Annotated in this window: 12 protein-coding genes and 1 other annotated feature; of the genes, 5 read left to right on the plus strand and 7 right to left on the minus strand. The window is 40.7% G+C overall.

Annotation, left to right across the window (positions count from 1 at the left end):
- Nucleotides 1–731 precede the first annotated feature (731 nt).
- The 3 genes from G7Y42_RS14415 (at nucleotide 732) to serS (ending at nucleotide 4181) form a co-directional block, all read left to right on the plus strand.
- A complete protein-coding gene (locus G7Y42_RS14415) occupies nucleotides 732–1421 on the plus strand; it encodes a response regulator transcription factor (protein WP_165007377.1) in 690 nt (229 codons plus the stop codon).
- Nucleotides 1408–2613 (plus strand): HAMP domain-containing sensor histidine kinase, encoded by a 1206-nt coding sequence (locus G7Y42_RS14420; protein ID WP_206215472.1) that lies wholly within the window; start codon nucleotides 1408–1410, stop codon nucleotides 2611–2613. The genes G7Y42_RS14415 and G7Y42_RS14420 overlap by 14 nt, the downstream gene beginning before the upstream one ends.
- 38 nt (nucleotides 2614–2651) lie before the next feature.
- Nucleotides 2652–2860: a binding site (T-box leader), on the plus strand.
- A 49-nt stretch (nucleotides 2861–2909) separates the two neighbouring features.
- On the plus strand, nucleotides 2910–4181 hold the full coding sequence (gene serS, locus G7Y42_RS14425; RefSeq protein ID WP_165007383.1) for a serine--tRNA ligase: 1272 nt from the start codon (nucleotides 2910–2912) through the stop codon (nucleotides 4179–4181).
- 88 nt (nucleotides 4182–4269) lie between these two features.
- Here the strand turns inward: serS and guaB are convergent, their stop codons facing one another.
- The 7 genes from guaB to rsmG form a co-directional block, all read right to left on the minus strand.
- Nucleotides 4270–5754 (minus strand): IMP dehydrogenase, encoded by a 1485-nt coding sequence (guaB, locus tag G7Y42_RS14430; RefSeq protein ID WP_165007386.1) that lies wholly within the window; start codon nucleotides 5752–5754, stop codon nucleotides 4270–4272.
- A 252-nt stretch (nucleotides 5755–6006) separates the two neighbouring features.
- Nucleotides 6007–6702: a DUF1129 domain-containing protein gene (locus G7Y42_RS14435; RefSeq protein WP_165007389.1), complete on the minus strand. Its 696-nt coding sequence runs from the start codon at nucleotides 6700–6702 to the stop codon at nucleotides 6007–6009.
- A gap of 89 nt (nucleotides 6703–6791) precedes the next feature.
- The gene (gene ychF / locus G7Y42_RS14440) at nucleotides 6792–7892 is read right to left on the minus strand and encodes a redox-regulated ATPase YchF (protein WP_165007406.1); all 1101 of its coding nucleotides are present in this window, start codon (nucleotides 7890–7892) and stop codon (nucleotides 6792–6794) included.
- Between the two features lie 8 nt (nucleotides 7893–7900).
- Nucleotides 7901–8092, minus strand: a complete 192-nt coding sequence (locus G7Y42_RS14445) for a DUF951 domain-containing protein (RefSeq protein ID WP_165007391.1) — start codon at nucleotides 8090–8092, stop codon at nucleotides 7901–7903.
- Nucleotides 8093–8258: 166 nt separating this feature from the next.
- Nucleotides 8259–9149 (minus strand): ParB/RepB/Spo0J family partition protein, encoded by an 891-nt coding sequence (locus tag G7Y42_RS14450; protein ID WP_165007394.1) that lies wholly within the window; start codon nucleotides 9147–9149, stop codon nucleotides 8259–8261.
- On the minus strand, nucleotides 9136–9903 hold the full coding sequence (locus tag G7Y42_RS14455) for a ParA family protein (protein WP_165007397.1): 768 nt from the start codon (nucleotides 9901–9903) through the stop codon (nucleotides 9136–9138). The genes G7Y42_RS14450 and G7Y42_RS14455 overlap by 14 nt, the downstream gene beginning before the upstream one ends.
- An 11-nt stretch (nucleotides 9904–9914) precedes the next feature.
- Nucleotides 9915–10628: a 16S rRNA (guanine(527)-N(7))-methyltransferase RsmG gene (gene rsmG, locus G7Y42_RS14460; RefSeq protein WP_165007400.1), complete on the minus strand. Its 714-nt coding sequence runs from the start codon at nucleotides 10626–10628 to the stop codon at nucleotides 9915–9917.
- A 462-nt stretch (nucleotides 10629–11090) separates the two neighbouring features.
- Between rsmG and G7Y42_RS14465 the strand changes: the two genes are divergently transcribed.
- Both G7Y42_RS14465 and G7Y42_RS14470 read left to right on the plus strand, forming a co-directional pair.
- Nucleotides 11091–11846 carry a tandem-type lipoprotein gene (locus G7Y42_RS14465; protein WP_165007403.1) on the plus strand — a complete coding sequence of 252 codons (756 nt, stop codon included), beginning with the start codon at nucleotides 11091–11093 and terminating at the stop codon, nucleotides 11844–11846.
- The coding region (locus G7Y42_RS14470; RefSeq protein ID WP_206215473.1) for a hypothetical protein at nucleotides 11843–12616 on the plus strand (774 nt) is incomplete at its 3' end. The genes G7Y42_RS14465 and G7Y42_RS14470, both read left to right, overlap by 4 nt.

The raw sequence follows: 12616 nt of genomic DNA on the forward strand, positions 1-12616 counted from the left end.
AGCTCAATTTGTTTGCTAGCATATTGCTTGCTTGTTAAAAATGTTTGTTGTCTTGAATCAATCAAGACGCCCTACACATTTGGTTTGTCTTACTTTGTTCAGTTTTCAAAGGTCTACTTGATCAAAACCCAAAGCAGTGATGCTTGAAATCTGATCTCTGTTTGGCTGCCGTAGCAACTTTTATATCATATCAGAGAGACAAGCGATTGTCAACTCTTTTTTAAAAGTTTTTTCGATCTCGCTTAGCGAAATCTTTCAGCAACTCATTTATCATAACTCATCGTTTGTTATTTGTCAAGAACTTTTTTGAAGTTTTTCTTGATGAGATCAAGCTTTGTCCAACGTCCTCATCAAACGACTTAGTTATCTTATCATGTAAGGATAAACATGTCAATAATTAATTTATAATTTTTTGATTGTATACCCTGTCCTTTCGAACACATAATAATATACCAACTTCAAAAACGAAAGTCAATAAGAAAAATGCTGATTTATCAACATTTCTCATTTGCTAAATCATTTATTACGCAAGTTACGATTTTGTTCGTTTTTTTGCTTGTCTTCCCCTTCTTATGTTCTATTTCTCCTAAGAATGTTCACTTTTTTCTAGATATACGGTGCTAGTCACTTCTCTACCTTCTAAAATTTTCCTTAACAAAGTGCTGCTTTTATCTATTTACGCTTTTTTTTGCTAAAATAATAGTAACATTATGATTCTGGAGGATTTAACTATGAAAATATTAATTGCTGACGATGATAAAGAGATCGTTGAATTATTAAGCATCTATGTACACAATGAAGGTTATGAAGCGGTTAAAGCTTATGATGGAAAAGAAGCCTTGTCAAAGATCAGAACGATCCCAGATATCGAATTGCTTATACTAGATATCATGATGCCTGAAATGGACGGTATGCAGGTAGTCAAAGAATTACGAAAAGAATCACATATCCCAATCATCATGTTAACAGCAAAGACCACAGATATGGATAAAATCAAAGGCCTAGTTGCTGGAGCGGATGACTATGTCACAAAACCTTTCAATCCGCTAGAAGTCATGGCGAGAGTAAAATCACTACTTCGCCGAACAAAAATGCAGGTCACACCTGATCAGCCAGATGTATTGGAAGTCAATGCGTTGATCATCAATAAAGATTCTCATGAAGTCAAAACGATCGATGGAAAAGAAATCCAATTGACCGCTTTAGAGTTCGGTATTCTCTATCTGCTTGCTAGTCATCCTAACCGGGTATTCAGCGCAGATGAGATTTTTGAGCGTGTATGGAAACAAGAAAGTATTGTATCTGCTAAAACTGTGATGGTCCATGTCAGTCATTTACGAGACAAGATCGAAGAAGCAACTGGTGGAGAAAAAGTCATTCAAACCGTTTGGGGAGTGGGCTATAAAATTGACGCAAGATAAAAAAAGAGGAATGGAAAAACGCCGGCGGATCAATTTGACGTCAAAAGAAATCAGCGAACTTTTAGCAGAAGGCATTATCACAGTTATCTTACTTCTTCTATTGAATGTAGCAGTCCTTGTCGTAATCAGTTCAGTGATTAATAGTTCACCTTCTTTGACAAATGCGATCTGGGACTCTAAAAACATATTCGCCGAACGCCTGAACACTGATTTATTTTGGAATGGTCGGAATTTCATTATCCCTCTTTTCTTCCTATTGGATGTAGGAGTACTATATTGGCGCTTGATCCGGCGATATCGTCAGATGCAGCTGCGACACATTATCAGTGAACTGCATTACATCGCTAATGGGAACTACGATCATCGTATCCCTTTCGAACTGAGTGGCGATCTTAGCCGTGTCGTAACAAGTATCAATGGATTAGTCGATAGTACTGTAGCTGCGATCGAGGATGAACGGAAAATCGAAAAATCAAAAGATGAACTGATCACAAACGTGAGTCATGATATCCGGACTCCCCTGACTTCGATCATCGGTTATCTTGGTTTGATCGAGGATGGCCAGTACCGTTCGGAGGAGGATCTTTTGAAATACACCCACACCGCTTATGTCAAAGCCAAACAGATGAAATCTCTTGTCGATGATCTATTTGAATATACAAAAGTACGGCAACCTGCTGTTCCTATCAACTTTTCCGCCTTTGATTTAGTTCAGTTGATCGAACAGCTGGCCGCTGATTTTGAACTGGAAGCATCGAAAAAGCATATTCAAATACTTGTCGATTCAAAGATCGACTCATTAGTGATGGACGGCGACACTGAAAAGTTGGTTCGCGTATTCAACAATCTGCTGACTAATGCCTTGAAATATGGTAAGGGTGCGACCAAGATCGTCATTGAACTTGAACGTGCAGGTTCCGAGGTAGTCATCGTTGTGAAAAACAATGGTGCTATGATCCCGCAGCAGTCAATCGACAATCTATTCGATCGGTTTTACCGCGTAGAAGAATCCCGTTCACAAGCAACTGGGGGAACAGGTCTTGGATTAGCGATCGCCCAAAGCATCGTTGCTCTGCATGGCGGTTATATCTATGCCAAATCAGACCAGCATTGGACCTCCTTCATCATGCATCTTCCTATAAAAAGAAACGAAAAATTGCCAATCAAATCAGAAGATGTTGACGAAAGCTGAAATATTCGCTATTCTTATTACAATTATTAGAATAATCCAGAAACACAGAACCCAGTACATTTTATCCTTTTCTCAGAGAGCTGATGGTTGGTGCGAATCAGTAAAGAATAATATGGAAGTTCCAGTTCTTTTTACGTGTGCCTTTCGAAATAAGGAAGGCCGGAATGACAGCCGTTATCTGTTTTACAAGTGCAGCTTTAGCTGAACTTGGGTGGTACCGCGAATGCAAGACTGATTCGTCCCAAGAAATAATTGGGATGGATCGGTCTTTTTTATTTGAAAAAGGAGGAAAAGAAATGTTAGATGTAAAAATGATGCGTCAAAATTTTGAGTACGTTCAAGAAAAATTAATGACACGTGGTGTGAAAAAAGAAAGATTAGCCGAATTCATGGAACTGGATGAAAGCCGCCGCAAGCTGCTAGTCAAAAGTGAAGAATTAAAGAAATACCGCAATGATGTCTCTGCAGAAATCGCTCAGTTGAAACGTAATAAAGAAGATGCGTCTGCAAAGATCGAAGAAATGAAAGAAGTAGGCGGAAATATCAAAGCACTAGATGCAGAAGTCGCAGAAGTCGATGAAAAGATCCAGCAAATCGCAACTACTTTGCCGAATCTGCCAAATGATTCTGTGCCAATCGGGAAAGATGAAGATGACAATGTGGAAGTCCGTCGCTGGAACGAACCTCGCAACTTCTCATTTGAACCAAAACCACATTGGGAAATCGCAGAAAATCTTGGTATTTTAGATTTCGAACGTGGGGCAAAAGTTTCTGGCAGCCGCTTTGTTTACTACAAAGGTCTTGGTGCTCGTTTAGAACGTGCTGTCTACAATTTTATGCTGGATCAGCACATCTATGAACATGGATACACAGAAATGATCACGCCTTATATTGTCAATAGTCGGGCAATGTTTGGTACTGGGCAGTTTCCAAAATTCAAAGAAGATGTTTTCCAATTAGAAAATACGGATCTGACGTTGATCCCTACAGCCGAAGTACCTTTGACAAACTACTACAATGATGAAATCTTGGATGGCGCAGATCTTCCTATTTACTTTACTGCACTAAGTCCTGCATTTCGTTCAGAAGCAGGGAGTGCCGGACGTGACACTCGAGGTTTGATCCGTCTTCATCAATTCAACAAAGTAGAAATGGTGAAATTCTCTGATGCACAACATTCTTATGACGAATTGGAAAAAATGACTGCCGATGCAGAAGATATCTTGAAAAAACTGCACTTGCCTTATCGTGTCGTTGCCTTGTCTACTGGAGATATGGGCTTTTCTGCTGCTAAAACGTATGATTTGGAAGTATGGATCCCAGCGCAAGACACGTATCGCGAAATCAGTTCTTGTTCAAACTGTGAAGACTTCCAAGCACGCCGGGCGATGATCCGTTACCGTGATGCAGATGGAAAAATCCACTATGCGCATACGTTGAATGGTTCAGGACTTGCTGTAGGACGCACAGTCGCAGCAATTCTTGAAAACTATCAAAACGAAGATGGTTCAGTGACTGTACCGGAAGTTCTGGTTCCTTATATGGGAAATCTGAAAGTGATCAAATAAAAAATCAAGCAAAACATACTAAAATTAGAAGAGAGCGGGACAATAGTCAGAAAAAAATCTGACTATCGTCCCGCTCTCTTCTTTAAGATCAAGATTCAACAGAATAGTTAGGTGCTTCTTTTGTGATTTGGACGTCATGCGGATGTGATTCTTTTAGCCCACTTCCACTCATTTGAATGAATTGTGCTTCGTCTCTCAATTGTTTCAAGTTCGCTGCACCAACATAACCCATACCGGATTTCAAGCCGCCGATCATTTGGAAAATGATGTCAGCAACGCTTCCTTTGTACGCGACACGTCCTTCGATCCCTTCAGGAACTAATTTATTCGCTTCATTGACACTACCTTGGAAGTAACGGTCTTTTGAACCTTTTTCCATTGCGCCTAATGAACCCATACCACGGTAAGTCTTGAAACGACGACCTTGGAAGATTTCAAATTCACCTGGTGATTCGTCTGTCCCAGCCAACATGCTTCCCAACATGACAGCATGTCCGCCTGCTGCTAGTGCTTTGACGATATCACCGGAATATTTGATCCCGCCGTCTGCAATGATGGCTTTTCCATATTGACGAGCGACAGATGCTGCGTCATAAATAGCAGTCAGTTGAGGTACACCTACGCCTGCAACGACACGTGTCGTACAAATCGAACCTGGGCCGATCCCTACTTTCACTACATCTACTCCAGCATCATATAACGCTTTTGCAGCTTCAGCTGTTGCAACATTCCCGGCAATCAGTGTTGCTTCAGCAAATGTCGAACGGATTTCCTGGATTTTTCGGATAACACCTGCACTGTGTCCGTGAGCTGTATCGATTACGATCGCGTCAACGCCTGCTTCAAGCAGTGCATTCGCACGTTCGAAGGTATCGCTTGTGACACCAACAGCCGCCGCAACAAGCAGACGACCATGTTCGTCCTTGGCTGCGTTAGGGAATTCAATCACTTTTTCGATATCTTTGATCGTGATCAATCCGCTCAATCGACCTTCGTCATCTACGATTGGCAGTTTTTCGATTTTATGTTTTTGCAGGATTTTTTCTGCATCTTTTAGAGAAGTACCTACTGGGGCGGTAACTAAGTTTTCTTTTGACATCACTTCAGCAATGGAAATATGATAGTCTGTGACAAAACGCATGTCACGGTTTGTAATGATTCCGACCAGTTTTCTGTTTTCCAGTGTTTCGACGATCGGCACTCCGCTGATTCGGTATTTACTCATCAGCTCTTCTGCGTCCGCTACAAGATGTTGAGGCGTTAAGAAAAACGGATCGATAATTACGCCGCTTTCTGAACGTTTGACCTTTCTTACTTCATCGGCTTGCTGACTGATCGTCATGTTTTTATGGATAACACCCAATCCACCTTGTCTCGCCATTGCGATGGCCATTTTGCTGTCAGTGACTGTATCCATACTTGCACTGATGATCGGAATATTTAATTTAATGTTTTTTGCTAATTGTACGCTCATATCCACTTCGTTTGGTAACACGTGACTTTCTGCTGGTATCAGTAAGACATCATCAAAAGTAAACCCTTTTTTCGTGAACTTTGTTTCCCAGTTGGACATTTTTAGTACCACTCCTCTGATTTAGTTTATCTATTAAAATAATCGATTTTTACGCTTAAGTCAACAAGCTTCTAAAAATCAGAGAGCCTTTCTTACAAAACACTCATACGATTTGCTTCATTTTAATAAAGAGGTTGTGACAGAAGTGGGCAGCTTCAAGAAATAAGAAGAAGCTACTTCTGGAACACCGTTTATTCGGAAAAAGGAGCTGTGACAAGGCTTTTGTCACAGCTCCTATGATAAATATCGGTTTTATTTTCTTGGTACGGAAAGACTTCCGATAATGCCGTACTTCTTCTTCAAGTAGTAACGCAAAGCTAATGCTGCGGCTCCGATCACTACGATGAATACTGGATCCAGCATAGGGTTGATGACTGGCGGAAGCATCGTTGTTGCTGAAAAAGCGACAACCCAGATCAATGTCGTTCCTCCTAGAATCAAGAGGGTCTTGCCCATTCCCGGTTTTTTGCTGCGATCTGCTCCCGGATATTCATATTGATAGATATACTTGTACATCAGATAAAATACCCAGCCACCGATTGCAGAACCTAAAACAAGGGTAGAGATCCCATAAGCCGGAGTTGTTCCACGTGAAAACAATCCAGTGATCGCAATCATGATGCTCAATAGACCCAACAGCAGCAACGTATTGTCCAGCCACATCAAAACAGGTGTCGATGAAGTCTTCACTTCTGCCGGCTTATTGATGATCGCTTCGGTACGTTCTGAAACAGTGCCGTATAGCTGACGTGCTGTTTTCCCACCTTTTTGTTCAGCGACAAGGGTTGGCAGGATGTCATGAAGTGCTTTTACTTTTTCCTCTTCGGATAAGTTCGCTGCTTCTAAAGATTTCTTCAGGTCAAAAATATATTGTTGGTTTCGTTTTGTTAATTTTTCTTCAAGGTCATTGTTTTCTTTTACGAGCTCGCGTAATTGTTCTGGTTCCATTCTCTAATTCGTCCTCCTTAGCCGCTACTTCCTTCACGGTCGTCACAAAAGACATTCTAACATATCCGGCCTATAGTGTGATAGCCCTTTTACACATTAAAGCGGAATAACATAACATCTCCATCTTGGACGACATAGTCTTTTCCTTCTAGCCGAACTCGACCAGCTTCTTTTGCTGCATGCATATTGCCATAATGATCCAAATCTTCAAATGAGACTGTTTCTGCACGAATGAATCCTCGTTCGAAATCAGAATGGATGATCCCTGCTGCTTGTGGCGCTTTGATCCCTTTCTTGAAAGTCCATGCACGAACTTCCTGCTCTCCAGCAGTAAAGTAAGTAGCTAACCCTAATAAATCATAAGCTGCTCGAATCAACTGATCCAAACCAGATTCTTCGATGCCTAAAGCTTCAAGGAATTCTGCTTTATCTTCATCATCAAGTTCTGCGATTTCTTCTTCTGCGCGTGCACTGACTACGATCACTTCCGCGTTTTCTCCTGCAGCAAAATTTCGGACTTCCTGCACATAGTGGTTCGATTCAGCATCTGCTACATCATCTTCGGAAACATTAGCCACATAAAGGATCGGTTTTGTCGTCAACAAGAAGAGAGAACGCACGATTTTTTCTTCTTCTTCTGTAAATTCTATCGAACGTGCTGAACGGCCGTCTTCTAACACTGGTTTGATTTTATCCAGTACTGCTAATTCAGCGACAGCTTCTTTGTCTTTTGTCTTCGCTACTTTCGCAACACGAGTGTAGCGTTTATTGACCGATTCCAAATCTGCAAGTACAAGTTCCAAGTTGATCGTGTCGATATCGGCTAACGGATCTACGCGTCCTTCTACGTGTGTGATATTGTCATCATCAAAGCATCGGACAACATGACAGATCGCATCGACTTGGCGAATATGACTCAAAAATTGATTCCCTAGTCCTTCACCTTTGCTTGCGCCCTTTACGATCCCAGCGATATCGGTAAATTCAAATGTCGTTGGGACTGTTTTTTTCGGATGGACTAATTCTGTCAAACGTTGCAAGCGCCAGTCAGGTACTTCGACCATACCTACATTGGGATCAATCGTTGCAAAAGGATAATTTGCTGCTTCTGCTCCTGCTTTTGTGATCGCATTAAACAAAGTTGATTTTCCTACGTTGGGCAACCCAACAATTCCAGCAGTTAATGCCATAAATTCATTCACTCTTTCTCTGCATTTTTTTCAATAACTTTTTTTAGCTTCTTTTCAAAATCACGACGGGTCATCATGACGATGTGCCCGCAATTGACACATTTTATTTTGATGTCTGCGCCCATTCGGATCACTTCCCAGCGGTTTGTCTGGCAAGCATGAGGTTTTTTCATTTCAACGATATCATGTAAGTCGTACATAAAGTCCCCTCCTATTTTGTAAATGGTATTCAAACGTCTAACCTTCACTATTCGTTCAAGAGTTTGCATCAGCGGCACTAAGCCCGCTCAGACGAAAATACGGGAAGTTATTTTTCTCTAATCCTTCTTACCGCTTGATACAGGGCAGTTTTTTCACAACTTCTTTTTACTCTTCATCAAACTGAATATTAAGGATATCAAGGATTCTTGTCAAATCATTTTGTGAAAGATACTCGATTTCGATCTTTCCTTTACCGTTTTTTTCCTGGATAGCTACGCTAGTTCCGAATTTATCCATCAAACGATCTTCACTTTCCCGGATATAATACGGTTTTTCTTTAGCTAAACGAGGGATTTTTTTCTTTTCTTTCCCGTCATTTTGATTCAGCTCTGAAACTAGCTGCTCCAACTGACGAACCGTCAGATTTTCAGTGACCACTCGATTGGCCAGTTTCAAAATCAGTGCTTTGTTTTTGAGGCCTAATAGCGTACGAGCCTGTCCCATAGACAAGCGCTGATCCTGCACCATTTCTTTTACAAGATCCGGTAACGACAGCAAACGAAGATAGTTGGCAATGTAAGGACGGCTTTTCCCTAAACGGTTCGCTACTTCTGCTTGTGTCAATTTCAAATTTTTCATCAGCATATCATAAGCTTCTGCTTCTTCTAGTGGGTTCAGATCTTCTCTTTGCAAATTTTCCAGTACAGCGACTTGCATCATTGCTTCTTCGTCAAACTCTCGCACAATTGCTGGGATCGTTTCTTTGTTGGCCAGTTTCGACGCACGGAAACGACGCTCCCCTGCGATGATCTCATAGCCTTTGACAGCGGAACGACGCACGATGATCGGTTGGAACACACCGGACTGTTCGATCGAATTCGCTAATTCCTGTAATGAGACTTCTTCAAATGTTTTACGAGGCTGATACGGATTTGGACGCAACTCATTCAATGGAAGCTGGACGACTGTTTCATCTTTGACATCAACAGTTTCCAGATTTTCCAGATCTTGGAACAATGCATCGATTCCTCGACCTAATCCTTTACTTTTTTTCACGGCTTACCACTTCCTTTGCCAATGCTTGGTAGACTTCCGCGCCTCGAGAACGTGGATCATAGTCGATGATCGGTTTCCCGTGACTAGGTGCTTCTGATAAACGGATATTTCTAGGAATAATCGTCTCATAGACCTTTTCACGGAAGTATTTCCGTACTTCTTCGACTACTTCGTTCCCCAGATTCGTACGAGCGTCATACATGGTCAATAAAACTCCTTCGATCTCTAATTCGGGATTAAAATGTTTTTGGACTAAGCGAACTGTATTCAACAGCTGGCTCAATCCTTCCAGTGCATAATACTCACATTGGACAGGGATCAGGATCGAGTCACTTGCGGTGAATGAATTGATCGTCAAATGCCCCAATGAAGGCGGACAATCGATCAAAATATAATCATATTGATCTTTTATTTCTGCTAAAGAACCTTTCAGCCGCGATTCTCTTGCCATCATCGATGTCAACTCGATCTCTGCTCCTGCTAATTGAAGAGTGGCAGGCACAATGCTCAAGTTTTCATGCTCAGTGACAAGTGTCGCTTCTGCGATTGGCAATTCATTGACCAATACATCATAGATATCTTGGCTCACATCCGGTTTGCGGATGCCAACGCCACTTGTTGCGTTTCCTTGTGCATCCATGTCTACTAATAGTACTTTTTTGCCTAGACTAGCAAGACAAGCACCTAGATTCACGGTCGTCGTCGTTTTCCCGACACCGCCTTTTTGATTTGCGACAGATATGATTTGTGCCATCTCTTCTCCTCCTATTTGATGGGCTGCTTGTTCGGCATTCCTGGTTTTCTTGGATATTTTTTTGGTGTTTCTTTCTTTTTCTGAATGACTAGAATATGGCGTTTATCTTCAAGAGCAGGCAACTCGATTGCTTGTTCTTCGATGAATTTTCCGCCTAATAAGGCGATTGCGTGTTTAGCTTCTGTCAATTCTTCTTCACTTTTAGCAGCTTTCAATGCATAAAAATAACCGTCTTGTTTGACTAGCGGTAAGCATAGCTCAGTCAGGACATTCAATCGAGCAACTGCACGTGCAGTGACAAAATCAAACGATCCGCGGAATTGCGGATTCTGCCCGAATGTTTCTGCCCGATCATGGTAAAGCGAAGCTTCGATACCTAACAGACGTGTCAATTCAGTCAAGAAAGTAATTCGTTTATTCAAAGAATCGACAATCGTGATCTGTAATTGCGGAAAAGCGATTTTCAATGGGATACTTGGAAATCCTGCCCCTGATCCAACATCACAAAGCGTCCGTTCAGTCGAAAAATCAACGTCAAAAGCTAATGTCAATGAATCATAGAAATGTTTCAAATAGACATCTTTCTGCTCTGTAATGGCTGTTAAGTTCATTTTCTCATTCCACTCAACTAATGCATGAAAGTAACAGTCAAATTGTTCCATTTGATGATCCGATAGTTCGATTCCTTTTTCTGCCAATATTTGGCGAAATTCTTCTGGTGTCATAATTTGTCCTTTCATTGTGAAACAGCAATTGTTTCACAGAATCTCTTCCTACTTTAACGCAAATCGGCAGGAGTTGCAATCCTTCAAAAAAGAATCTTAAAAATTTGGAGGAAAAACGAGTATACGCAAGATAATAGGCCGATTTTTCGTTAATCGCCATAAATAAAAATAGTTATTTTAACAAACATCATTTACATAGATAACAATCTAGATTCCTTTAAAATAAATGTTACTAACAACATCTTCATTTATATGAAAATTGCATAACGGAAAATTCTTAGTTATTTTTCAAGCGTTTATTTCTCTTTATATTTTAAAAAAGAAGACGATTCTTTATGCTACCATTCAATTGTAAGAGTTTTCTCTATAGTGAAAATAAATTGCCCGATTTTGCGTATATCTTATTGTAAGGAGTATTTAAAAAAGAAAAAGATAGAATACTCTACTATCTTGGGAGGTCTTATGTCAAACAAAAAAACACTACTTTTCATCACAGGAGGAATCATCATGACAACTATACTAAGCGGCTGTACCTCAAAAAAGAAGGAAGAAATCGAACAGAGTTTTGATCAAGTACTGGCTTTGTATCCCACCAAGGATCTCATGGATTTTTACGAGATGGAAGGCTACCGAGACGAGGAATTTGATGAGGGAGATAAGGGGGTGTGGGTATTGCAATCAAGTTTATCCAAAATGTATAAGAATGACGAACCTCTGATAATGGAAGGAATGGTGTTGTACTTAAATCGAAACACTCAAAAAGCACATGGTTATTACTATCAAAACAAAATCAAAACTCCAAAAATAGAAGAAAAAATATATCCTATTACTTATGATAAACAGGAGATTCGTTTATTAGAAGAAGTAGATGACCCTGAATTAAAAGCAAAAATCGAAAATTTCCAATTTTTTGTACAGTATGGGGATTTCAAGAACCTTGGTCAGTATGAACATATCCGAAAAATGTACAACCCAAATGTACCGATTTATGAGCTGGAATATCAGCTGGAAAATGATGATCCGAATGTCCAACAATTACGCCAGCGATACCAGATCCCGACAGAAAATGCGCCAACTCTATTGTTAAAAGGACGAGGAAATTTAGCTGGGGATTCTGTCGGATACAAAAATGTGGAGATTCGTTTTTCAAAAAATCCATCTATTGTATTTGATGACTCTATTGATTATCAACCTGACACTGAGGAGGATAACCAATGAGCAGTTATGAAATCAAGAACAATGGGATCAAAGGTGACACTGAAATAACGAGTGCCATAGCGACTATTGCCTACGAAATCGAAAATGCAAAATACAATTACCTATCTAATTCCGATATAGTAAAACAAATAAAGAAAATGCAAAATAAAAATCAATTCCCCACCCACCTCGAATTCATTGACGCGTTCTACGACAAACGCACAAGTCTTAGTGGCGTGGCCTTTAAAGATACCCAAACTGGCAAAGTCACGGTCGGCTTTGCCGGAACGAATATGGATAACGGGACATTGGAAAGTTTGAAGGATATTTCTCAGTGGGGAGCGATCGCTTTTAGCGGGAGCCAAGCATCTTCTTTTTATTTTGCTCAAGGAAATGAGTTTCTCAAAGGATTGAAAAAAGAGGGTTATTCGATAGAGACAGTGACCGGGCACTCACTTGGCGGACGCAATGGAGCGATCTTAGGCATGGCGCATCAGGTACCAACGATCATTGTCTATAACGCCGCGCCATTAAACAATTCACTGACGGAGGCACTGTTCAGCTCGATGATCCAAGGAGGCAGGAATCTGCCGAAAATCCGACTTAGTCCAAGTACTTCGATCAAGAAAATCATAAAGGATTACCAAGGACGCTTAGTCTACTTGATTTCTGAAAATGATCCCTTAAACAATGTATCTGGTTTATTCGGCAGCTTGTATCCAGGTGAAAAAATCGTTTTAGAAAACGGCGAAGGCCACGAAATGAACGGTTTTCTGACGCGAAAGACGCAA

The sequence above is a fragment of the Enterococcus sp. ZJ1622 genome (genome assembly GCF_011038845.1).
GTDB lineage: Bacteria > Bacillota > Bacilli > Lactobacillales > Enterococcaceae > Enterococcus_B.

Excerpts from the sequence above, each read along its gene's own strand:
- G7Y42_RS14465 (WP_165007403.1), top strand. The coding sequence starts at position 11,091 with ATGTCAAACAAAAAAACACTACTTTTCATCACAGGAGGAATCATCATG.
- serS (WP_165007383.1), top strand. The coding sequence starts at position 2,910 with ATGTTAGATGTAAAAATGATGCGTCAAAATTTTGAGTACGTTCAAGAA.
- G7Y42_RS14435 (WP_165007389.1), bottom strand. The coding sequence starts at position 6,702 with ATGGAACCAGAACAATTACGCGAGCTCGTAAAAGAAAACAATGACCTT.
- G7Y42_RS14445 (WP_165007391.1), bottom strand. The coding sequence starts at position 8,092 with ATGTACGACTTACATGATATCGTTGAAATGAAAAAACCTCATGCTTGC.
- guaB (WP_165007386.1), bottom strand. The coding sequence starts at position 5,754 with ATGTCCAACTGGGAAACAAAGTTCACGAAAAAAGGGTTTACTTTTGAT.
- G7Y42_RS14415 (WP_165007377.1), top strand. The coding sequence starts at position 732 with ATGAAAATATTAATTGCTGACGATGATAAAGAGATCGTTGAATTATTA.
- G7Y42_RS14455 (WP_165007397.1), bottom strand. The coding sequence starts at position 9,903 with ATGGCACAAATCATATCTGTCGCAAATCAAAAAGGCGGTGTCGGGAAA.
- rsmG (WP_165007400.1), bottom strand. The coding sequence starts at position 10,628 with ATGACACCAGAAGAATTTCGCCAAATATTGGCAGAAAAAGGAATCGAA.
- ychF (WP_165007406.1), bottom strand. The coding sequence starts at position 7,892 with ATGGCATTAACTGCTGGAATTGTTGGGTTGCCCAACGTAGGAAAATCA.